Origin of the sequence: Pseudonocardia sp. CA-107938 (genome assembly GCF_050936315.1) — a bacterium.
Lineage (GTDB): Bacteria > Actinomycetota > Actinomycetes > Mycobacteriales > Pseudonocardiaceae > Pseudonocardia.
The window spans coordinates 934,318-953,302 of record NZ_JBNJNA010000002.1; the positions used below are offsets into that span (position 1 = coordinate 934,318).

The window sequence follows — 18,985 nt, forward strand, 5'->3', positions numbered from 1 at the left end:
CACCGGAGGCCCGCGACGACACCGTGCGTGCCCTCGTGGCGTCGCAGGGCGACCCGGCAGCACTTCACCCGCGCACGCTCTCCCACGCGCGCTGCACCCAGGTGCTCGGCGAGGTGTCGTTGAGCAGGTGGTCGCCGAGGATCGTCTGGCGGGTGATCGCGGGGTTGTGCGAGGCGAGGGTGCGGGCGTTGCGCCAGTGCCGGTCCAGCCGGAAGCGGTCGGTCACCGCGGACGCCCCGCCGACCTCGAACAGCTCGGTCGTCAACCCGAGCACCAGATCGATGACGGCGGACTGGGCCGCGAACACCGCGGCGTCCGCGGCGTCGCCCGGCCCGCGTTCGACCACGTCGACGGCGGCGAGCGTGGTCGCGGTGGCAGCGAACGACCGGCTCTCCAGCCGGCCGATCACCTGCTGCACCTGCGGATCGAGGCGCGGGTTGGGCTGGGCGGGGTTGGCGAGGTTGCGGGTGCGCTGGTTGACGAACGCGACGGCCTCGGCGACTGCGGCCTGCCCGATGCCGGCGAGGGTCGCGAGGTGCACGAGCTGGTAGATCGCCGGTTGCCGCGACGGGGCGGAGGTGCCGTTCGCGTACGGCTCGACGTCCTCGTCGGCGATCGGGACGGCGTCGAAGACGGTGGTGCCGCTGCCGGTGAGCCGCTGGCCGAAGCCGTCCCAGTCGTCGTCGCGGCGCACCCCGGGTGCGTCGGTGGGCACGAGGACGGTCGCGCTGTTGTCGGCGTCGATGGTCGCGGTGGTGAGGATCCAGTCGGCGAACAGGGATCCCGTCGAGTAGAACTTGCGGCCGTCCAGCCGCCAGCCGTCCCCGTCGCGGCGGATCGTGGTGGCGTTCTGCCAGAACGACGGGCTGGCGTCCTCGCTCTGCGCATTGCCGACCAGGGCCCCGTCGACGATCCGGCGCAGCCACCGCTTGCGCACGTCGGGATCGGCGTGGTCGAGCCGCGACTCGACGAACCCGATGTGGCCGCGCAGCAGCTGCGGCAGGTTGGAGTCGGCCCGGCCCAGGGCGATGAGCTGGCGGAAGAACTGCGGCAGGGTGGCGCCCAGCCCGCCGTCTTCCGCCGGCACCCGGATGCGTCCGAAGCCGGCGGCGCGCAGCCACTCCACCTCGGGGAACGGCAGCCGTCGCTCGGCCTCCCGGTCCAGCGCTCCGGCTGCGATCCGTTCGTAGACCGGGGCGAACCGCGCGGTCAGTGCCTCGTCGGTGCTCATGCCGCCCTCAACCGCGGCAGCGCCGTGAGGAGGCGCTGCGTGTACGGGTGCTGCGGCCGCTCGAAGACGTCGTCGGCGCTGCCGTGCTCCACGACCCGCCCGTCCTTCATGACCAGGATCCGGTCGCTGACGTGGTGGATGACGCCGAGGTCGTGGGAGATGAACACGTAGCTCACGCCGAGCTCGTCCTGCAGGTCGGTGAGCAGGTCGAGCAGCTGGGCCTGGATGGAGACGTCGAGGGCGGAGACGGGCTCGTCGCAGACGATGACCTCGGGCTCCGGCGCGAGCGCGCGCGCGATCGCGACGCGCTGCCGTTCCCCGCCGGACAGCCGCAGCGGCGCCGCGGTGAGGCGTTCGGGGTCCAGCCCGACCTGCTCGAGCAGCCGCACCGCCCGGGCCCGTGCCTCCTCCCGGGACGCGGGTGGCCGCGGTCCGGTGGCGAGCGCGTCGACGAGCACCCGCCCGACCGGCCAGCGCGGGTCGAAGGAGCTGAGCGGGTCCTGGTAGATCACGCCGATCCGCCCGCGCCGTGGACGGCGCTGCGTCCTGGTCAGCGCCGTCCACGGCTGGTCGTGCAGCAGCACCTCGCCGGCCGTCGGTTCGAGCAGGGCGAGCGCGATGCGGGCCGTGGTGGTCTTGCCGGAGCCGGACTCGCCGACGATGCCGAGCGTCTCGCCGGCGAAGAGCTGGAACGACGCGTCGTCCACGACGGTGCGGTCGACCTGAGCAACATCGTGGAACAGGCTGGGGTGGCGACGGCCGGGTTGATGAAGGACGCGGCGTCGGGTGGTCTCGGATAGCCCGATGGACACACTCTTCGAGGTTGATGATCGGGATCAGCTCCTGGACCAGGTGCGGAGTCGCGAACGGCATCGACGGCATGTCGCGGATCTGGCAGCAAGCCCAGCCTCGGGTCTGCGGTTCGCGTTCTATGCGCGGACCTCAACGGTGGAGTACCAGGACCCGGTGACGTCGCGGGCATGGCAGCGAGAGGTCGCCGAATCGGTGATCGATGGGCGCGGGGTGATCACGGCCGAGTTCATGGATATCGGGTGGTCGCGGGAAGTGCCGTGGGCTCGGCGCCCACAGGCTGCAGCCTTGCTGGCGGCGGCGCGCAGCCCCGGCCGGTCGTTCGATGCGGTGGTGGTGGGCGAGTACGAGCGCGGGTTCACCGCTCGGCAGTTCCTGGAGGTGGCCGAGCAGCTGGGGGAGCACGGTGTGCGGGTGTGGCTGCCGGAGGCGGACGGGCCGGTCGATCCGCGGGATCCGGGTCACCGTGCGCTGATCACGTTGCTCGGGGCGCATGCGAAGCGGGAGTTCGTGCGGGCGCGGCACCGGACGTTGGCGGCGATGCGGACGCAGACGGTGGAGCAGGGCCGGTTCCTCGGTGGTCGTCCGCCGTATGGTTACCGGCTGGTGGATGCGGGGCCGCATCCGAATCGGGCCAACGCCGCGTGGGGCCGGCGGCGTCGGCGACTGGACCCGGATCCCGCGACTGCGCCGCATGTTCAGTGGATGTTCGAGCGCAGGTTGGCGGGCTGCAGCATGGCCGGCATTGCGCGCGAGTTGAACGATCGCGGGGTCGCGTGCCCGTCACGGGACGATTCGCGCCGGCACGGTGATCGGGCGAGTGGGTTGTGGACGGCGCCGACGGTGGGGGCGATCTTGTCCAATCCGCGCTACACAGGCCGGGAAACGTGGAGTCGCCGTCAGGGCGTCGGCCGGCGTGGACGTGCAACCGTGCTTGGTGAGGCGGCGGTGTCGAAGGTGGTGTCGCATCCCGGGCTGGTCACCGAGACGGACTTCGTGGCGGCACAGCAGATTCGGGCAGCACGTGCCGGCGGCGACCCGCGGTCGAGGCGGTATGTGCTGAGCGGGTTGGTGCGGTGCGGGCACTGTGGTCGACGGATGGATGCGCACTGGGTGCACGGGCGAGCCGCCTACCGCTGTAGGCATGGGCATCGCAGCGCCAGCGCGAGATCGGCGGACCAAGTGGAGAACACCTACGTGCGGGAGGACAAGGTGCTCGACAGGCTCGCCGTGCAGCTGGCAGCCGATGATCGCTCAACCGGTCCCGCGTCACCCCGCGCCATCGTCGAGTTCATGCGCTCGAACAATATGGTGATCGAGGTGTACGACACCTCAACCTGGGCCGTGACCAGCAGCGACTGACAACCAGCCGTGCTCTCAGATGTTGGGACAGCCGTGGGGTATTTCTGTGTCCGAGGGGGGACTTGAACCCCCACCCCCCGCAAAGGGGACTAGCACCTCAAGCTAGCGCGTCTGCCATTCCGCCACTCGGACTTCGTCGCGCGAACGCGACCGGACGAGCTTAGCCCACCCCTCCGAGCCACCGCGCGGGGGTATCGGGGTGCGGCGGCGATGGTAGGAAGGCGGGCGTGACCGGCACTCCTGAGGACGAGGTCGTCGAGCTCGTCTCCTCCTTGATCCGCATCGACACGTCCAACACCGGCGATCCGGAGACGGTGACCGGGGAGCGGGAGGCGGCGGAGTTCGTCGCCGCGAAGCTGGCCGAGGTGGGGTTCGAACCCGAGATGGTCGAGTCGGGGGCGCCGCGGCGGGACAACGTGTTCGTGCGCCTGCCGGGGGCCGATCCGAGCCGCGGGGCGCTGCTGGTGCACGGACACCTGGACGTGGTGCCGGCCGAGCCGAGCGAGTGGTCGGTGCACCCGTTCTCCGGCGCCGTCCAGGACGGGTACGTGTGGGGGCGGGGCGCGGTCGACATGAAGGACATGGTCGGGATGACGCTCGCCGTCGCCCGCCACTACAAGCGCACCGGGTTCGTGCCGCCGCGCGACATCGTGTTCGCCTTCGTCGCCGACGAGGAGGCGGGTGGCGCGTACGGGGCGCAGTGGCTCGTCGAGAACCGGCCGGACCTGTTCGAGGGCTGCACCGAGGCCGTCGGCGAGGTGGGCGGGTTCTCGCTCACGCTGGCGGAGGACCAGCGCGTCTACCTGATCGAGACGGCGGAGAAGGGCATCGCCTGGATGCGGCTGCGGTCGCGCGGCAAGCCCGGCCACGGCTCGTTCCTGCACGACGACAACGCCGTCACGAAGGTGGCGGAGGCGGTGGCGCGGCTGGGCAACCACACGTTCCCGCTGATCGTGACGGACACGGTCCGGGAGTTCCTCGCCAGCATGAGCGAGCTGACCGGGATCGAGTTCCCCGAGGACGACCTCGAGGGGGCGCTGGCGAAGCTGGGGCCGCTGTCGCGGATCGTGGGCGCCACCGTGCGCGACACCGCGAACCCGACGATGCTCAAGGCCGGCTACAAGGCCAACGTGATCCCGTCCTCGGCGGAGGCCGTGGTCGACTGCCGGTTCCTGCCGGGCCGCGAGGAGGCGTTCCTGCGCGAGGTCGACGAGCTGATCGGGCCGGACGTGACGCGGGAGTGGGTGACGCGGCTGCCGGCCGTCGAGACGGCGTTCGACGTGCCGCTGACCGAGGTGATGCTGGCCGCGCTGCGCGAGGAGGACCCGACGGCGAAGACGGTGCCGTACATGCTCTCGGGCGGCACCGACTCCAAGTCGTTCCACACGTTGGGCATGGAGTGCTACGGGTTCGCCCCGCTGCGGCTGCCCCCGGACCTGGACTTCGCATCGCTCTTCCACGGCATCGACGAGCGGGTGCCGATCGACGCGCTCACGTTCGGCACGCGCGTGCTCGACCGCTTCCTGAGGAACTGCTGATGGACCTCTCGGGCAAGGTCGCGCTGGTCACCGGCGGGGCGTCGGGCATCGGCGCGGCGAGCGCGCGGCGCATGGCCGACGCCGGGGCGACGGTGGCCGTGGTGGATCTGGACGCGGACGCCGCGGCTCTCGTGGCCCGCGAGGTCGGCGGCATCGCGCTGCCCGGCGACGTGACGGACCCGGCGACCATGCCGGTGGCGGTCGCCGCGGTCGAGGAGCAGTTCGGGCACCTCGACGTGGTGTTCCTCAACGCCGGGATCACGGCGGGCCAGTCGGGCATCGAGGACCTCGACCTCGACGGTTACCGCCGCATCATGGGCGTGAACCTCGACCACGTCGTGTTCGGGCTGACGGCGGCGGTGCCGGCGCTGCGCCGGACCGGTGGCGGGCGGGTCATCGCGACGTCGTCGCTGGCCGGGCTCACCGGCATGCCCGGCGATGCGCTGTACACGGCCACGAAGCACGCCGTCGTCGGTTACGTCCGCGCCGCGGCGCCCGTGCTGGCCGGCGACGGCATCGTCGTCACCGCGCTGTGCCCGGGGTTCACCGACACCCCGCTCATCGCCGCGGCCGCGGGATCGTTCCGCGACGCCGGTTTCCCGCTGCTCACCGTCGACGACATCGCCGACGCGGTGACCGCGATCCTGGAGCGCGGGGCGCCGGGGGAGTGCTGGTACGTGCAGCCCGGTCGCGAGCCCGGCCCGTACGGGTTCCGCGGCGTGCCGGGCCCGAAGGGTGGCGCGGCGCCGCCGTCGATCTCGTGGGAGGACCACTGATGAAGGGCTGGCAGGTCCGCGAGCTGGGCGAACCCGACGACGTCCTCACGTTCGGCGAGCTGCCCGACCCCGAGCCCGGTCCGGGTCAGGTGCTGGTGCGGGTGGCCGCGGTGGCGTGCAACTTCGCCGACATCCTGCTCTGCCAGGGCCGCTACCAGGAGAAGCCACCGCTGCCGTTCACCCCCGGGTCCGAGATCGCCGGCGAGGTCGTCGCTGCCGGGCCCGGCGCGGTCGCCGCCGTCGGGGACCGCGTGCTCGGTGCCCCGCCGGTGGGCCGTGGCGGGTACGCGGAGCTGGCCGTGCTCGACGCGGAGTCGACCCTGCCCTGGCCGGACGGCATGACGGCCGGTCAGGCGGCCGGCCTGTTCGTCACCTACCAGACCGGCTGGTGCGCGCTGCACCACCGCGGCGCGCTGCAGCCGGGCGAGACGTTGCTGGTGAACGCGGCCGCCGGTGGCGTGGGCACGGCGGCCGTCCAGCTCGGCCTGGCCGCGGGTGCCCGGGTGATCGGCACCGCGGGCGGCCCGGACAAGTGCGCGCTGGTGCGCGGGCTCGGCGTCGACGACGTGATCGACTACCGGTCGGAGGACCTCGTCGCCCGCGTGAAGGAGCTCACCGGCGGCCGCGGCGCCGACGTCGTCTACGACCCTGTCGGAGGCGACGTGTTCGACGCGTCCCGGCGGGTCGTGGCGTTCGAGGGGCGCCTGCTGGTGATCGGGTTCGCCGGTGGCCGCATCGCGGAGGCGCCCACCAACCACGTGCTGGTCAAGAACTACTCCGTCGTGGGCGTGCACTGGGGGCTGTACAAGTCGCAGCCGGAGCTGATCCGCCGCTGGCACGACGAGCTGGCTGCGCTCTGGGCCGAGCGGAGGATCGATCCGCTGGTGGGTGCCGAGTACCCGCTCGCGGACGCCAAGGAGGCGCTGGCCGCGCTCGGCGCACGCGGCACCACCGGCAAGGTCGTGCTGCTGCCCTGACGGTCCTCAGGCGTCGGCCGTCGCGCCGAGCTGCAGCGGGTGGCCCTTCATGTAGTCCGGCTGCGCCACGCCGAAGTGCGCGAGGATCGTCGGCGCGATGTCGGTGAGCGAGACGTGCCCGGGCACCACGCGGTGCTCCCCGGTGCGGAACCACAGGGCCCCGTCGCGGTGGTGGCGGCCGCTGCGCGTGGTGTGGATCGCGTAGAACAGCTCGTCGTGCGGCTTCGTGGCGCCGGTGACCGGGTTGCTGACGACGGCTCCGTCGTGCGCGGCCGCGCGGCGGGCCCCGACCTGCAGCTGGTTGCCGTCGCGGTCGAGCTTCAACACCGGCTCGTCCCCGACGACGAGCGCGGCGAGCTGCTCCTCGGCACGGATCGCGGCCGCCTCGTCGGGCAGGGCCACGACGAACTGCTCGGCCATCATCGGCTTCGCCACGCCGCCGGTGACGCCGGCGAACGCGAGCAGCTCGGCGAAGTCGCGTGGGCGGAACGTGCGCTTCTCCGTGTCGGTCCACGGCTCCTGCGACAGCGCGGTGGCGAGGATCAGCAGCGCGTCCGGGTAGTCGGCCATGATCCGGCCGAGCAGGGTGTCCATCGACTTGTACCCGTGCAGGACGGCCTCGGCGTGCTTGCCGTCGCCGGCCTCGGTGAACAGCTCCGGCTCCATGTCGCGCCAGTAGTAGTGCTGGTAGTGGGCGGTGGAGTTGGAGAAGAACGTGGCGAAGCGCACGTCGTACTTCTTGTTGAGGGCGCGGAAGACGTCGTAGTTCAGCGCGTCGAGCACCGACGCGCGCCGCCACTTCACCCCGCCCTTGCGCCTCTCGTCGACGAGCTGGGCGACGGCCTGCTTCACGGTGGCCGGGCGCAGCCCGTTGCGCAGCAGGAACAGCCCGAACCTCGCCAGGTCCTTCGGCCCCGGCAGCCCGTCGCGGGAGGACTCCTGAACGGTGGCCGACACCGTCTCGTAGAACGGCTGCAGCTCCTTCGGGTGAGCCTCGCCCTCGACGTCCCACGGGTCGGGGACGACGTAGCCGGCCTCGCCGGGCCGGCGGGTGTAGTTCGTGTTCATCGACGAGAAGATCCCGACCGGGACCCCGGCGCGGGCGAGCACGTCGCCGAGCAGCGGCTCGGTGAGCTTGCGGCGGCCGTCGCCCAGCGCGAACACCTGGTGCTCGGAGTAGGGCAGGCCGCTGTGCACGGTGACCCACTGGATCCACGGCTCCAGCGCGGGCGGGTCCTCCCCGGCGTCGGTGGTGAACACGACGGAGGAGTCACGGAAGGCCTGGAACGCCGGCAGGTGGCCGGCCGCGATGAACTTGTCGAGCAGCTGGGGGCTCAGCTCGTTGAACTCGACGAGGACGGTCCTGGCGGTCGGCCGGCTGGACCCTGACTGCTGCACGTTGTGACTTCCCCTCACGTTCCTGGCTCTTGCGCTCACCCATCGGTGTCGCCCCGAGATCCATTACATCGACCGTGCGTGGCGAGACCGGCGTGGAGACTACGGCGTAGATCCCTCAGGAGATCGTCGGCTCCGGCAGCATCGCGGATGTGCGGCGGCGGCGCAGCCACACCTTCCGGACCCCGCCCGGGTACAGCCGGACCCTGGAGAGCTCCCAGCCACCGAACTCCGCCTGGATGGCGAGCCGCACCGCGGCCGTCATCCGCGAGACGTCGCCGGCGAGCTGGACGGGGCGGTACTCCCAGTCGCCCTCGATCCGATACCCATCGGCATCGGCCTCCGCCGTCGTGCCGGTCGAGCTCCCTGCCACCCGGCCACCTCCTCGTGCATCGCCGCTTCCGCTGCGCCGTGGCCCCCGTGCGCTGTGCCATCCGGCAGGTGAACACCAGGTGGACGCCCCCACTGTAGGACGAGCCGACGGGTGCGGCCACACGTTCTGAGGGGTTCTCAGTCGAGCGGCGGGATCCCGCTCACGTCGTCGAGCGCGGCCCTGATCTCGGCGGGGAGCGTGACGGGTTCGGCGGCCAGCGACGCCGCCAGCTGGGCGGTGTCGCGGGCCCCCACCAGCGCGGACGCGACGCCCGGCCGGTCGCGCACCCATGCCAGCGCGACGGCCAGCGGGGAGGTGCCGAGCCCGTCGGCGGCCGTCAGCACGGCGGCGACGATGCGTCCCGAGCGCTCGTTGCGCCGCGCCTGGACGTACGGGGCCATGGCCGGCGAGGCAGCGCGGGAGTCGGCGGGTGTGCCGTCGGCGTACTTCCCGGTCAGCACCCCGCGCCCCAGCGGCGCCCACGCCAGCAGGCCGACGCCGTGGTGCCCGGCGGCGGGGAGCAGGTCGTGCTCGGCCGTGCGGTGCAGCAGCGAGTACTCCGCCTGCACCGCCGCCGGCACCGTGACGGGCCCGAGCGCGCGGGCGCGCTCGGCGACGGTGGCCAGCTGCCAGCCTCGGGGCGCGATCAGGCCGCAGTGGCGGGCCTTGCCCGCGTACACGGCCACCTGCACGGCCGAGAGCGTCTCCTCCAGCGGCACGGTCGGGTCGAACGCCGGCAGCTGCCACAGGTCCACGTGGTCGGTGCCGAGCCGGGCCAACGTCGCGTCGAGGGCGGTGAGCAGCGCCGCACGGCCCGGGCCGTCGCCGAGCGCGCCGCCGGGCAGGGTGCACCGGACGGCGAGCACCAGCCGCTCGCGGCCGACGTCGGCGAGCAGCCGCGCGAGCACGCACTGGGCGGCGCCGTCACCGTAGGCGTCCGCGGTCTCGACGAGCGTGCCGCCCGCGTCGACGAAGGCCGTCAGCACCTCGCCGGCCGCGTCCGCGTCGGTGTCGGTTCCCCAGGACATCGTGCCCAGCCCGAGCCGGGAGACCTCCAGCCCGCTCACCCCGACCCGACGCCGCTGCACCTGGGGGAGCCTATGCGGGCACGCTCAGCTACCCCCGGTACGGTCACGCGCCGTGACGTGGCTCGAAGTGGTCGTCCTCGGACTGGTGCAGGGGCTCACCGAGTTCCTGCCGATCTCGTCGTCGGCGCACCTGCGCATCGTGTCGGAGGTGTTCTTCGGGAACGACCCGGGCTCGTCCTTCACGGCGGTGAGCCAGCTGGGCACCGAGGCGGCGGTCCTCATCTACTTCGCGCGTGACATCGGTCACCTCGTGGCGACGTGGTTCCGCGGGATCACCGACGCGGAGGTCCGCCGCGACCCCGACTACCGCCTCTCCTGGCTGGTGATCGTCGGCACGATCCCGATCGGCCTGCTCGGGTTCGCGTTCAAGCACCAGATCGAGACGGTCGCGCGCAACCTGTGGATCGTCGCGACCACGATGCTGGTGTTCGGCATCCTGCTCGGGCTCGCCGAGTTCCTCGGCCGGCAGAAGCTCGAGCTGCGCGACATGTCGTGGCGCGACGGCGTCCTGCTCGGGTTCGCGCAGGCGATGGCGCTCGTGCCGGGCGTGTCGCGCTCCGGCGGCACGATCACCGTCGGGCTGGCACTGGGCTACACGCGCGAGGCGGCGGTGCGGTACTCGTTCCTGCTGGCCATCCCTGCCGTGGTCGCCGCCGGCCTGTTCCAGATCCCCGACATCGGGGTCACGCCCACCGGGCCCGACGTGCCGCAGATGGTCGTCGGCACGCTGATCGCGTTCGTCGTCGGCTTCGCGGTGATCCACTGGTTGCTCGGCTTCGTGAAGCGGCACAGCGTGTACGTCTTCGTCTGGTACCGCATCGTGCTGGGCGTGCTGCTGTTCCAGGCGCTGGTGTCGGGCTGGCTGGCCGCGACGTCGACCTGACGACCCGTAGGCTCGGAGATCGTGACCGCACTGATCCTCCTGCGCCACGGGCGCTCCTCGGCCAACGTCGCCGGGGTGCTCGCCGGGCGCACCCCCGGCGTCGAGCTGGACGAGGTGGGCCGCGGTCAGGCGCAGAAGGTCGTCGAGCGGTTCGCCGGCGTCCCGGTCGCGGAGATCGTGTGCTCGCCGATGCAGCGCTGCGCGCAGACCGTCGCGCCGCTCGCCGCCGACCGCGGGCTCGAGCCGGTCACCGAGCCGGAGCTGGCGGAGGTCGACTACGGGGCCTGGACCGGCGGGAAGCTGAGCGCTCTGGCCAAGGAGCCGTTGTGGAAGGTGGTGCAGGCGCACCCGTCCGCGGCGGTGTTCCCCGAGGGCGAGGGCCTGGCCGCCATGCAGCACCGGGCCGTCGCGGCGGTCCGGCGGCACGACGCGCGCATCGCCGCCGCGCACGGTCCGCACGCCATCTGGATCGCCTGCACGCACGGGGACGTGATCAAGGCCGTACTGGCCGACGCGCTGGGCACGCACCTGGACAACTTCCAGCGGATCATGGTCGACACGTGCTCGATCTCGGTCGTGCACTACACGCAGACCCGGCCGTTCGTCTCCCGGATGAACGACGTCGGCGGCGACCTCAGCGGCTTCGTCCCGCCCAAGCGCAAGCGGCGGCGCACCGCGAAGCCGGCGAGCTCCGACGCCGTGGTGGGCGGCGCCACCAACGCGTGAGCCCGCTCAGCCGCGGGTGAGCTTGTTCACGCGATCGGTCAGGCGCTCGACCCGCCGCCGGGCGTCCTCGGCTTCGAGCGCCTCCCGCTGGGCGTCGTTCGGCGGGTGGGCGAAGGTCGGCTGGTGGTCCTCGGGGATCGCGCCGACCATCGTCGCCGGCGGCCCCTCGTGGTGGGCGGGGTCGTCGCAGACGTAGCCGCCCTCGTAGTCCACCCAGGACCACGTGACGCCGTGCCGGCAGTAGATCGGCAGCAGGTCGACGGTGTCGGCCGGCGGGGCGGGCCCGGTCGCGTCGACCTCGGGAGAAAAGCGGTCACCGGGCAGGCTCATGGCCGCTCCTTCGCGCATCGATGGTCGTGCACGGAGGGTTCCCGCCCGACCAGCGGCCTAGCTGGTGCTTTCGGCCGTTTCCTGCGCCCCGGGCCGCCGCCGTTCGCGCCGTCGCGTTGCTCCGTCCTGTATCGACGTGCTCCGACGCCGCAGGCGGACTACTCTTGACGGGGTCATGTCACGCGTCATCCACGTCTTCCGCCAGCCGGAGCGCTTCGTCGCCGGCACCGTCGGCGAGCCCGGCGACCGCTCGTTCTACCTGCAGGCCGCCGAGCAGGCGCGCACCGTCAGCGTGCTGCTGGAGAAGCAGCAGGTGTCGGTGCTCGCCGAGCGGATCAGTGCGCTGCTCGCCGAGGTCGCCCGCCGGTTCGGGGCCGAGGAGAGCACCCCGGCCGAGACCGCCGATCTCGACCCCCTGATCGTGCCGCTCGAGGAGGAGTTCCGGGTGGGCACCATGGGGCTGGGCTGGGACTCCGACAGTCGGTCCATCGTGGTCGAGCTGCTCGCCGTCACGGAGGAGGAGGTCGACGAGTCGGTCGTGCTCGACGACACCGAGGAAGGGCCCGACGCGCTGCGGGTGTTCCTCTCGCCCGTGCAGGCCCGCGCGTTCGCCGACCGGGCCGAGCTGGTCGTGTCGGCGGGCCGGCCGCCGTGCCCGCTCTGCGCGGAGCCGCTCGACGCGCAGGGCCACGTCTGCGTGCGGCTCAACGGGTACCGCCAGCGCACCACCGCGGGCGAGTGACGCGCTGACCGAGCACGTGGACCCTCGCGACCCGGCGGTCCCGGGACTGCTGCGGCACGGCCGGATCGAGGTCACCGGACGCCTCGTCGACGCCTCCAACGCCACCCTGTTCGGCTCGATCGCGCACGATGGCCTCGAAGCCGAGTGCGTCTACAAGCCGGTGCGCGGCGAGCGGCCCTTGTGGGACTTCCCCGACGGCACGCTGGCCGGGCGCGAGGTGGCGAGCTACCTGGTGTCGGAGGCGATGGGGTTCCACGTCGTGCCGCCCACCGTGCTGCGCGACGGCCCGTTCGGGCCGGGGATGGTGCAGCTGTGGATCGACACCGACGAGCAGGAGTTCGTCGACGTCTGCAGCCCCTCTGAGCTGCGCGAGGGCTGGCTGGCGGTGCTGCGGGCCCGCTCGGAGCGCGGCCGGCCGGCGGTGCTCGCGCACGCCGACACGCCCGCACTGCGCCGCATGGCCGCCTTCGACGTCGTCGTGAACAACGCCGACCGCAAGGGCGGCCACGTCCTGTCAGGCACGGACGGGCACGTCTACGGCGTCGACCACGGGCTGACGATGCACGTCGATGACAAGCTGCGCACGGTGCTGTGGGGCTTCGTCGACCAGGAGCTGTCGGCCGAGGTCGTGGCCGGCATGGAGAAGCTGCGCGCGGGACTGGACGGCGGCCTGGCCGACGCGCTCGGCGAGCACGTCACCCGGCGCGAGACGCGGGCGTTCGCCGACCGCGTCGACGCGCTGCTGGAGGCCCGCCGCTACCCCGAGCCGTCCGGCTACGGGCCGTCGATCCCCTGGCCGGCGTTCTGACGGGTCAGATGCGCTCGTAGCGGTAGCGGATCCGGCTCGGGTACAGCTCGTCGGTCACCACGGAGACGGTCCGCACCAGCGAGTCGGCGTCGGCCAGCACGGCGTCCGTGATCCGGGTGTCGCCGTCGTCGACGCGGCACAGCACCTCGGGCCGTCCGTCGACCGGACGCGGCTCCACGCCGTCGGCCACGAGGTAGCCGGCACGGGTGACCGTGCCGGCGAACGGCACGGCCGACGCCTCCAGCACCCCGTCGACGTCGAACCAGGGCACGTCGGCGCTGCCGGACTCGGTGAACGCGGTGTCCTCGGCGATGCGGAGCACCAGCCCGGACGCCGGTGCGGGCACGGGCACCGGACGGAACTCGGCGCCGGCGAGCCAGCGGTGCAGCAGCTCGTCCAAGGGCAGTGTGACCTCACCGAACCTGGCGATGCCGGGCTGTCCGTCGGGGAACTCGACGTCCCAGTCGACGCGCAGCCGGGGTTCGTCCTGCGAGACCGCGGTGAGTGCCCAGCGTCCGACCGGATTGTCCATGCCAGCAGCGTAGGGGCGGCTATCCTTGAGCACTCACATCAGGGAGGTCGCCATGGCCGGGACGACACTCATGCCGGCCGCGTTCGTCGGCCACGGCAGTCCGATGAACGCGCTGCAGCGCAACCGCTACACCAGCTCGTGGGCGGAGCTGGGGGCGGCGCTGCCCGTCCCGCGGGCGATCCTGATGATCTCCGCGCACTGGTACATCCACGCCACCGCGGTCACCGCGATGCCGCGGCCGCGCACCATCCACGACTTCTTCGGGTTCCCGCAGGAGCTGTTCGACCTGAGCTACCCGGCGCCGGGCGCGCCGGAGCTGGCGGCCGAGGTCGCCGAGATCGTGAAGCCGACCTGGGTGGGCGCCGACGTCGACAGCTGGGGCATCGACCACGGCACCTGGTCGGTGCTCGCGCACATGTTCCCCGCCGCCGACGTGCCCGTCGTCCAGCTCGCGATCAACGCGATGAAGCCGCTGGAGTACCACGTCGAGCTCGGGGCCGCGCTCGCCCCGCTGCGCGAACGCGGGGTGCTGGTGCTCGGCAGCGGCAACGTGGTGCACAACCTCGCCGGCATGGACCCGGCCCACCGCGACGACGGGTTCGACTGGGCCCGCCGCTTCGACGACGCGGCCCGCGGGTTGATGCTCGACGACCCCGGCCGCCTCGGCGCGCTCACCGACTCGCCGGACTGGGACGCTGCCGTGCCCACGCCCGACCACTTCCTCCCGCTGGCCTACCTCGCCGGTCTGGGCGCCGCGGCCGGCACCGGCACCGGCGTGCTCGTCGACGGCTGCCAGTACGGCTCGCTGTCGATGACGTCGTACACGCTCGGGATCGCGCCGCCGCCGGCCCGGTCGGACGCGAGCGGGCCGGCCGTCGCGACCGACCCGGCGCCGCAGGACCAGAACATCTGAATTGGCCCTGGCCGAGCGGCGCCGCGTGCCTAGCGTCGAGGGCATGCAGATCGCGGTGGTCACGTTCGACGGGTTCAACGAGCTCGACAGCTTCATCGCCTCGGCGCTGATCAACCGGGCCCGCCCGGCCGGGGTGCACGCCTACATCACCACGCCCACCCCGTCCGTCACGTCGATGAGCGGGGTGGAGGTGGTGGGCCAGCGCGGGTTCGACTTCGCCGCGGAGGCCGATGTCGTGCTCATCGGCAGCGGCATCCGCACCCGGGACGTCGTCGCCGACCCGGACCTGCTCGCCGCGCTGCCGCTCGACCCGTCCCGTCAGCTGATCGGCGCGCAGTGCTCGGGCGCCCTGGTGCTCGCGAAGCTCGGGCTGCTCGGCTCGATGCCGGCGTGCACCGACACCACCACCCGTCCGTTCGTGGAGGAGTGCGGGATCACGGTGCTCGACGCCCCGTTCCACGCCAAGGGCTCGATCGCCACCGCCGGCGGCTGCCTGGCCTCGCTGTACCTGGGCGCGTGGGCGATCACCCGCACCGTCGGGGAGGACGCGGCGCGCGCGGCCGTCGACTACGTCGCGCCGGTGGGGGAGAAGGACGCGACGGTGGAACGCGTGTTCTCCGCGATCAGGGAGTCCGTCGTCGGCTAGCGGCCGAACGACTCGAACCAGGCGCGGTCGATCCACGGCGGCAGGTGCGCCGGCACCGTCGTGGCGACGGTGTGCTCGCGGAAGGTGACGCGGGCGGCGTCGCCCGTGATGCGCACCCGCACGTCCTCCAGGTTGTGGGGCTCGCCGGCGTCGTGGCCCAGCGTGGCGGCGACGAACGCGCGCATCGGCGCCGAGTGCGTCGCCGCCACCACCAGCAGCGGGCCGTCGGCGGGGTCGTGCCCGTCCGCGGCCGTGGCGATGCCGCGCCACATCCGGTGCGCCGCGACGTGCGGCGGCTCGAAGTGCAGCGTCGGGTTGTGCAGCCAGTACTCGATGGGGTGCCGGTCGGGGTGGTCGAAGCGGTCGAACTCGCGTGCCCAGTCGGGCAGCTCGCCGGGCGGCAGGGCATGCCGGGCCGGGGCCGCCCCGCCGTTCGTGTCGACGCCCTCGCCGTGCAGCGAGAAGCGCAGGTTGTCGAACCACGGTTCGGGGCGGAGCGCGCCGACGCCCTGCTCGTGGCCCAGCTTCGCCACCAGCGCCGCCCGCACCGCGACGGCCGTGGCGGTCGCGCGGGCCGTGCGGGCGTGCGGCAGCCGCACCACCGTGCCGGGTGCGAGCTCGGCGGCCAGCTCCGCGCCGCGGGCGGTCGCCTGCTGCTCGCCCAGCTCGGTCAGCCCGTGGTCGGCGTCGTAGCCGCTGGTCTCGCCGTGCCGCAGCAGCACCACCTCGTAGTCCACCGCCACGACGCTACGGGCAGCGCGCCGATCGGGCTGCCACCCCGTGCCTCAGGGCGGAACGCGTCACTCGCCGGTCGGCCCGCCGGCGAGCTCGACGACGACGTCCAGATGACCGGAATGGCGCGCGTACTCCTGCACCAGGTGCAGCAGCACCCGTTCGAGCGTCGCCGGCGGGGCGCCGTCCCAGCGGTCGCTCGGCGCGCCGCGCTCGTCGAGCTCGTGACCGCGGACGATCTCGCGGCTGCGCGCGCCCTGTGCCCGCAGCGCCGCGACCAGTGCCGCGACGTCGGTGCCGGCCGGGACGCTCCAGCGGCCGTCCGCCCAGTCGCCCCACGGCTCGTCGACGTCGAGGCCGAGGAACCCCCACTCCAACCAGCGCCGCTCGACGTGGCGCAGGTGGTGCAGCAGCTCGGCCGGTGACCAGCCCGACGGCAGCCCGCTGCGGGTCGCCGCGTCGTCCGGGAGGGCCTCGACGCGTGTGATCGTGCGCTCGCGGAAGAAGTCCAGGTAGGCCAGCAGCACGTCGGCGCGCGTGCCGAGATCGTCGGTGGCTTCGGGGAAGGCTGTCATCCGTCCATCCTGCGAGTAGCACAACCGCATTCCACCTGCCAGGGATCGACCGACCCCCACAACGCGCCGCCAGCAGGCATAGCGTCGAGGCATCCCGAGGAGGACACCATGAAGATCGGTCTGCACATCGCGGACTTCACCTACCCGTCCGGGCCCGCAGCGCTCGCCGACGACCTGACCCGCATCGCCGTCACCGCGGAGGAGCAGGGCTTCGCGCGCGTGTCGGTGATGGACCACCTCTGGCAGATCAGCGTGGTCGGGCCGACCGAGCACGACATGCTGGAGGCCTACACGACGCTGGGCTACCTGGCTGCGCGCACCGAGAAGGTGGAACTGCTCGCCTGGGTCACGGCCGTCAGCTACCGCGACCCCGGACTGCTCGCCAAGCTCGTCACCACGCTCGACGTCCTGAGCAAGGGCCGGGCCTGGCTGGGCATCGGCGCCGCCTGGAACGGCGAGGAGGCCGACGGGCTCGGCCTGTTCTTCCCGCCGACGGCGGAGCGGTTCGAGCGGCTGGAGGAGACCCTCGACATCTGCCTGCAGATGTGGAGCGACTCCGACGCACCGTTCGAGGGCAAGCACTACCGGCTGGGCCGCACGCTCAACGTGCCGCAGTCGCTGCAGCGCCCGCACCCGCCGATCCTCATCGGCGGCGGCGGGGAGAAGAAGACGCTGCGGCTCGTCGCGAAGTACGCGCAGGCGTGCAACCTGTTCCCCGGCCCGGAGCTGGAGCACAAGCTCGACGTGCTGCGCGGGCACTGCGAGGCCGTGGGCCGCGACTACGACGAGATCGAGAAGACCGTGATGATGCCGCTCGACCCCGGCGCCGATGGCGAGAAGGTCGATGAGCTGCTCGCCGCGGTCCAGGGCTTCGCGAAGCTCGGCGTGTCCGAGGTGCACGGCTTCGTGCCGGAGGTGGCGGACCTGAAGCGGCTGAAGGTGCTCGGCCGTGAGGTGATCCCGGCGGCGGCAGAGCTGTAGCCGGTCTTTCCGTCGAGAACGACGTTGTGGTGATCAACAAGCCTTGTTGATCACCACAACGTCGTTCTCGACGCGTACCTGGGCGGGAGTAGCGTGCGGATCGTGACCGAACTCAGCCGCATCGGCGTCACCGGACTCGCCGTCATGGGTGCGAACCTCGCCCGCAACATCGCCCGCCACGGCGTGCCCGTCGCGGTTCACAACCGCACGGCCGCGCGCACCAAGGAGTTCATGGAGGCGTACGCGGACGAGGGCACGTTCACGGCGTCGGAGAGCGTCGAGGACTTCGTCGCGTCGCTGGAGCGGCCGCGCCGGATCATCGTGATGGTCAAGGCGGGCGCCCCCGTCGACGGGGTGATCGAGGAGCTCGCGCCGCTGCTCGACGAGGGCGACATCATCATCGACGCCGGCAACTCGCACTTCCCCGACACGAACCGGCGGACGAAGGACCTGGCGGCGCGGGGCCTGCGGTTCATGGGTGTCGGCGTGTCCGGCGGCGAGGAGGGCGCGCTCAACGGGCCGAGCATCATGCCCGGCGGCGACCCGGCCGCCTACGCCGAGGTCGAGGAGATCCTGACGAGCATCGCCGCCGTCGTCGACGGCACGCCGTGCTGCGTCCACGTCGGGCCGGACGGCGCTGGGCACTACGTGAAGATGGTGCACAACGGCATCGAGTACGCCGACATCCAGCTCATCGCCGAGGCGTACGACCTGCTCACGCACGTCGCCAGCCTGGACGCCCCGGCCATCGGGAAGATCTTCGAGGAGTGGAACACGGGCGACCTCGAGTCGTTCCTCATCGAGATCACCGGCATCGTCCTCGGCAAGACCGACGAGAGGACGGGCCGGCCGCTCGTCGACGTGATCGTCGACCAGGCCGAGCAGAAGGGCACCGGCCGGTGGACGGCCATCGACGCGCTCGACCTCGGGGTGCCGCTCACCGGCATCACCGAGGCCGTGTTCGCCCGCACGCTCTCGGCGCTGCGCGACGAGCGGAAGGCCGCGTCCACCACGCTCGCCGGGCCCAACCCCAGCAACGAGGCGAACCGCCCCGATCTCGTCGACGACATCCGGCAGGCGCTCTACGCGTCCAAGGTCGTCGCCTACGCGCAGGGCTTCGCGCAGATGCGGGCCGCGTCGGAGGCCAACGGCTGGAACCTCGACCTGGGTGCCATGGCCACCATCTGGCGCGGCGGCTGCATCATCCGCGCCCAGTTCCTCAACCGCATCACCGAGGCCTACGCCGAGCACGGCAACATCGAGAACCTGCTGATGGTGCCCTACTTCACCGAGGCCGTCGCCAACGCGCAGGACGCGTGGCGGCGCGTCGTCGTCACCGCCACCGAGCAGGGCGTGGCCATCCCCGCGTTCGCCAGCTCGCTGTCGTACTACGACGCGTACCGGCGGGAGCGCGGCCCGGCCAACCTCATCCAGGGGCTGCGCGACTTCTTCGGCGCCCACACCTACCGCCGGATCGACGCCGAGGGCGCCTTCCACACCCGCTGGTCGCAGGACGGCACCGAGGTGCGGACGGACGGCTGATCAGGTCATAGACCGGGTCACTGAC

At 72.5% G+C, this 18,985-nt stretch carries 21 protein-coding genes and 1 tRNA gene; 12 read left to right on the forward strand and 10 right to left on the reverse strand.

Features of this window, described 5'->3' with window-relative positions; translation table 11 throughout:
• Positions 1-64: 64 nt before the first annotated feature.
• A complete protein-coding gene (locus tag ACQEVB_RS37345; RefSeq protein WP_432983397.1) occupies positions 65-1,231 on the reverse strand; it encodes an acyl-CoA dehydrogenase family protein in 1,167 nt (388 codons plus the stop codon).
• Complete coding sequence (locus tag ACQEVB_RS37350) at positions 1,228-1,938, reverse strand: ABC transporter ATP-binding protein (RefSeq protein ID WP_432983400.1); 711 nt, start codon at positions 1,936-1,938, stop codon at positions 1,228-1,230. Before ACQEVB_RS37350 ends, ACQEVB_RS37345 begins: the two co-directional genes overlap by 4 nt.
• 97 nt (positions 1,939-2,035) lie before the next feature.
• Here ACQEVB_RS37350 and ACQEVB_RS37355 point away from each other — a divergent pair, with 97 nt between their 5' ends.
• Positions 2,036-3,403, forward strand: a complete 1,368-nt coding sequence (locus ACQEVB_RS37355; protein ID WP_432983403.1) for a recombinase family protein — start codon at positions 2,036-2,038, stop codon at positions 3,401-3,403.
• Positions 3,404-3,450: 47 nt separating this feature from the next.
• Here ACQEVB_RS37355 and ACQEVB_RS37360 read toward each other — a convergent pair.
• A tRNA-Leu gene (locus tag ACQEVB_RS37360) sits at positions 3,451-3,535 on the reverse strand.
• Between the two features lie 95 nt (positions 3,536-3,630).
• Between ACQEVB_RS37360 and ACQEVB_RS37365 the strand changes: the two genes are divergently transcribed.
• From ACQEVB_RS37365 to ACQEVB_RS37375, 3 genes are read left to right on the forward strand one after another with little or no spacing between them, the layout of a single operon-like run.
• A complete protein-coding gene (locus tag ACQEVB_RS37365) occupies positions 3,631-4,941 on the forward strand; it encodes a M20/M25/M40 family metallo-hydrolase (protein ID WP_432983406.1) in 1,311 nt (436 codons plus the stop codon).
• The gene (locus ACQEVB_RS37370) at positions 4,941-5,717 is read left to right on the forward strand and encodes an SDR family oxidoreductase (RefSeq protein WP_432983409.1); all 777 of its coding nucleotides are present in this window, start codon (positions 4,941-4,943) and stop codon (positions 5,715-5,717) included. The genes ACQEVB_RS37365 and ACQEVB_RS37370 overlap by 1 nt, the downstream gene beginning before the upstream one ends.
• Positions 5,717-6,694 (forward strand): NADPH:quinone oxidoreductase family protein, encoded by a 978-nt coding sequence (locus ACQEVB_RS37375; protein WP_432983412.1) that lies wholly within the window; start codon positions 5,717-5,719, stop codon positions 6,692-6,694. The genes ACQEVB_RS37370 and ACQEVB_RS37375 overlap by 1 nt, the downstream gene beginning before the upstream one ends.
• Positions 6,695-6,700: 6 nt before the next feature.
• On the opposite strand, the gene ACQEVB_RS37380 is transcribed toward ACQEVB_RS37375, so the two are convergent.
• The 3 genes from ACQEVB_RS37380 to ACQEVB_RS37390 all read right to left on the reverse strand — a co-directional run bounded on the left by ACQEVB_RS37380 (position 6,701) and on the right by ACQEVB_RS37390 (position 9,550).
• Positions 6,701-8,092, reverse strand: coding sequence for a hypothetical protein (locus tag ACQEVB_RS37380; protein WP_432983415.1), 1,392 nt, complete (start codon positions 8,090-8,092; stop codon positions 6,701-6,703).
• A gap of 115 nt (positions 8,093-8,207) precedes the next feature.
• A complete protein-coding gene (locus ACQEVB_RS37385) occupies positions 8,208-8,462 on the reverse strand; it encodes a DUF5703 family protein (RefSeq protein ID WP_432983418.1) in 255 nt (84 codons plus the stop codon).
• Between the two features lie 137 nt (positions 8,463-8,599).
• A complete protein-coding gene (locus ACQEVB_RS37390; protein WP_432983421.1) occupies positions 8,600-9,550 on the reverse strand; it encodes an aldo/keto reductase in 951 nt (316 codons plus the stop codon).
• Positions 9,551-9,602: 52 nt separating this feature from the next.
• Between ACQEVB_RS37390 and ACQEVB_RS37395 the strand changes: the two genes are divergently transcribed.
• Positions 9,603-10,433 (forward strand): undecaprenyl-diphosphate phosphatase, encoded by an 831-nt coding sequence (locus ACQEVB_RS37395; RefSeq protein WP_432983424.1) that lies wholly within the window; start codon positions 9,603-9,605, stop codon positions 10,431-10,433.
• A gap of 21 nt (positions 10,434-10,454) precedes the next feature.
• The gene (locus tag ACQEVB_RS37400; protein WP_432983427.1) at positions 10,455-11,159 is read left to right on the forward strand and encodes a histidine phosphatase family protein; all 705 of its coding nucleotides are present in this window, start codon (positions 10,455-10,457) and stop codon (positions 11,157-11,159) included.
• 6 nt (positions 11,160-11,165) lie between these two features.
• Here ACQEVB_RS37400 and ACQEVB_RS37405 read toward each other — a convergent pair whose 3' ends face one another.
• Entirely contained in the window at positions 11,166-11,489 is a 324-nt protein-coding gene (locus ACQEVB_RS37405; protein WP_432983430.1) for a hypothetical protein, read from the reverse strand.
• A 175-nt stretch (positions 11,490-11,664) separates the two neighbouring features.
• Between ACQEVB_RS37405 and ACQEVB_RS37410 the strand changes: the two genes are divergently transcribed.
• Together ACQEVB_RS37410 and ACQEVB_RS37415 are read left to right on the forward strand one after the other, a co-directional pair.
• Positions 11,665-12,231 (forward strand): DUF3090 domain-containing protein, encoded by a 567-nt coding sequence (locus ACQEVB_RS37410; protein WP_432983433.1) that lies wholly within the window; start codon positions 11,665-11,667, stop codon positions 12,229-12,231.
• A gap of 16 nt (positions 12,232-12,247) precedes the next feature.
• Positions 12,248-13,039 (forward strand): SCO1664 family protein, encoded by a 792-nt coding sequence (locus tag ACQEVB_RS37415; RefSeq protein WP_432983436.1) that lies wholly within the window; start codon positions 12,248-12,250, stop codon positions 13,037-13,039.
• A 4-nt stretch (positions 13,040-13,043) separates the two neighbouring features.
• On the opposite strand, the gene ACQEVB_RS37420 is transcribed toward ACQEVB_RS37415, so the two are convergent.
• Positions 13,044-13,571: a hypothetical protein gene (locus tag ACQEVB_RS37420; RefSeq protein WP_432983439.1), complete on the reverse strand. Its 528-nt coding sequence runs from the start codon at positions 13,569-13,571 to the stop codon at positions 13,044-13,046.
• Positions 13,572-13,623: 52 nt separating this feature from the next.
• Between ACQEVB_RS37420 and ygiD the strand changes: the two genes are divergently transcribed.
• Positions 13,624-14,484, forward strand: coding sequence for a 4,5-DOPA dioxygenase extradiol (gene ygiD / locus ACQEVB_RS37425; protein WP_432983442.1), 861 nt, complete (start codon positions 13,624-13,626; stop codon positions 14,482-14,484).
• Positions 14,485-14,527: 43 nt separating this feature from the next.
• Positions 14,528-15,130, forward strand: coding sequence for a DJ-1/PfpI family protein (locus ACQEVB_RS37430; protein WP_432983445.1), 603 nt, complete (start codon positions 14,528-14,530; stop codon positions 15,128-15,130).
• On the opposite strand, the gene ACQEVB_RS37435 is transcribed toward ACQEVB_RS37430, so the two are convergent.
• Both ACQEVB_RS37435 and ACQEVB_RS37440 read right to left on the reverse strand, forming a co-directional pair.
• Positions 15,127-15,867 carry a hypothetical protein gene (locus tag ACQEVB_RS37435; RefSeq protein WP_432983448.1) on the reverse strand — a complete coding sequence of 247 codons (741 nt, stop codon included), beginning with the start codon at positions 15,865-15,867 and terminating at the stop codon, positions 15,127-15,129. The two genes, ACQEVB_RS37430 and ACQEVB_RS37435, sit on opposite strands and share 4 nt — an antisense overlap.
• A gap of 63 nt (positions 15,868-15,930) precedes the next feature.
• Entirely contained in the window at positions 15,931-16,437 is a 507-nt protein-coding gene (locus ACQEVB_RS37440; RefSeq protein WP_432983451.1) for a DinB family protein, read from the reverse strand.
• 108 nt (positions 16,438-16,545) lie between these two features.
• Between ACQEVB_RS37440 and ACQEVB_RS37445 the strand changes: the two genes are divergently transcribed.
• A complete protein-coding gene (locus ACQEVB_RS37445) occupies positions 16,546-17,418 on the forward strand; it encodes an LLM class F420-dependent oxidoreductase (protein ID WP_432983454.1) in 873 nt (290 codons plus the stop codon).
• A 102-nt stretch (positions 17,419-17,520) separates the two neighbouring features.
• Positions 17,521-18,960, forward strand: coding sequence for an NADP-dependent phosphogluconate dehydrogenase (gene gndA / locus ACQEVB_RS37450; RefSeq protein WP_432983457.1), 1,440 nt, complete (start codon positions 17,521-17,523; stop codon positions 18,958-18,960).
• Positions 18,961-18,985 lie beyond the last annotated feature (25 nt).

Coding starts and splice junctions, on each gene's coding strand:
- ACQEVB_RS37345 (WP_432983397.1), bottom strand. CDS start 1,231: ATGAGCACCGACGAGGCACTGACCGCGCGGTTCGCCCCGGTCTACGAA.
- ACQEVB_RS37355 (WP_432983403.1), top strand. CDS start 2,036: ATGGACACACTCTTCGAGGTTGATGATCGGGATCAGCTCCTGGACCAG.
- ACQEVB_RS37370 (WP_432983409.1), top strand. CDS start 4,941: ATGGACCTCTCGGGCAAGGTCGCGCTGGTCACCGGCGGGGCGTCGGGC.
- ACQEVB_RS37375 (WP_432983412.1), top strand. CDS start 5,717: ATGAAGGGCTGGCAGGTCCGCGAGCTGGGCGAACCCGACGACGTCCTC.
- ACQEVB_RS37405 (WP_432983430.1), bottom strand. CDS start 11,489: ATGAGCCTGCCCGGTGACCGCTTTTCTCCCGAGGTCGACGCGACCGGG.
- ACQEVB_RS37410 (WP_432983433.1), top strand. CDS start 11,665: ATGTCACGCGTCATCCACGTCTTCCGCCAGCCGGAGCGCTTCGTCGCC.
- ACQEVB_RS37420 (WP_432983439.1), bottom strand. CDS start 13,571: ATGGACAATCCGGTCGGACGCTGGGCACTCACCGCGGTCTCGCAGGAC.
- ygiD (WP_432983442.1), top strand. CDS start 13,624: ATGGCCGGGACGACACTCATGCCGGCCGCGTTCGTCGGCCACGGCAGT.
- ACQEVB_RS37430 (WP_432983445.1), top strand. CDS start 14,528: ATGCAGATCGCGGTGGTCACGTTCGACGGGTTCAACGAGCTCGACAGC.
- ACQEVB_RS37440 (WP_432983451.1), bottom strand. CDS start 16,437: ATGACAGCCTTCCCCGAAGCCACCGACGATCTCGGCACGCGCGCCGAC.
- ACQEVB_RS37445 (WP_432983454.1), top strand. CDS start 16,546: ATGAAGATCGGTCTGCACATCGCGGACTTCACCTACCCGTCCGGGCCC.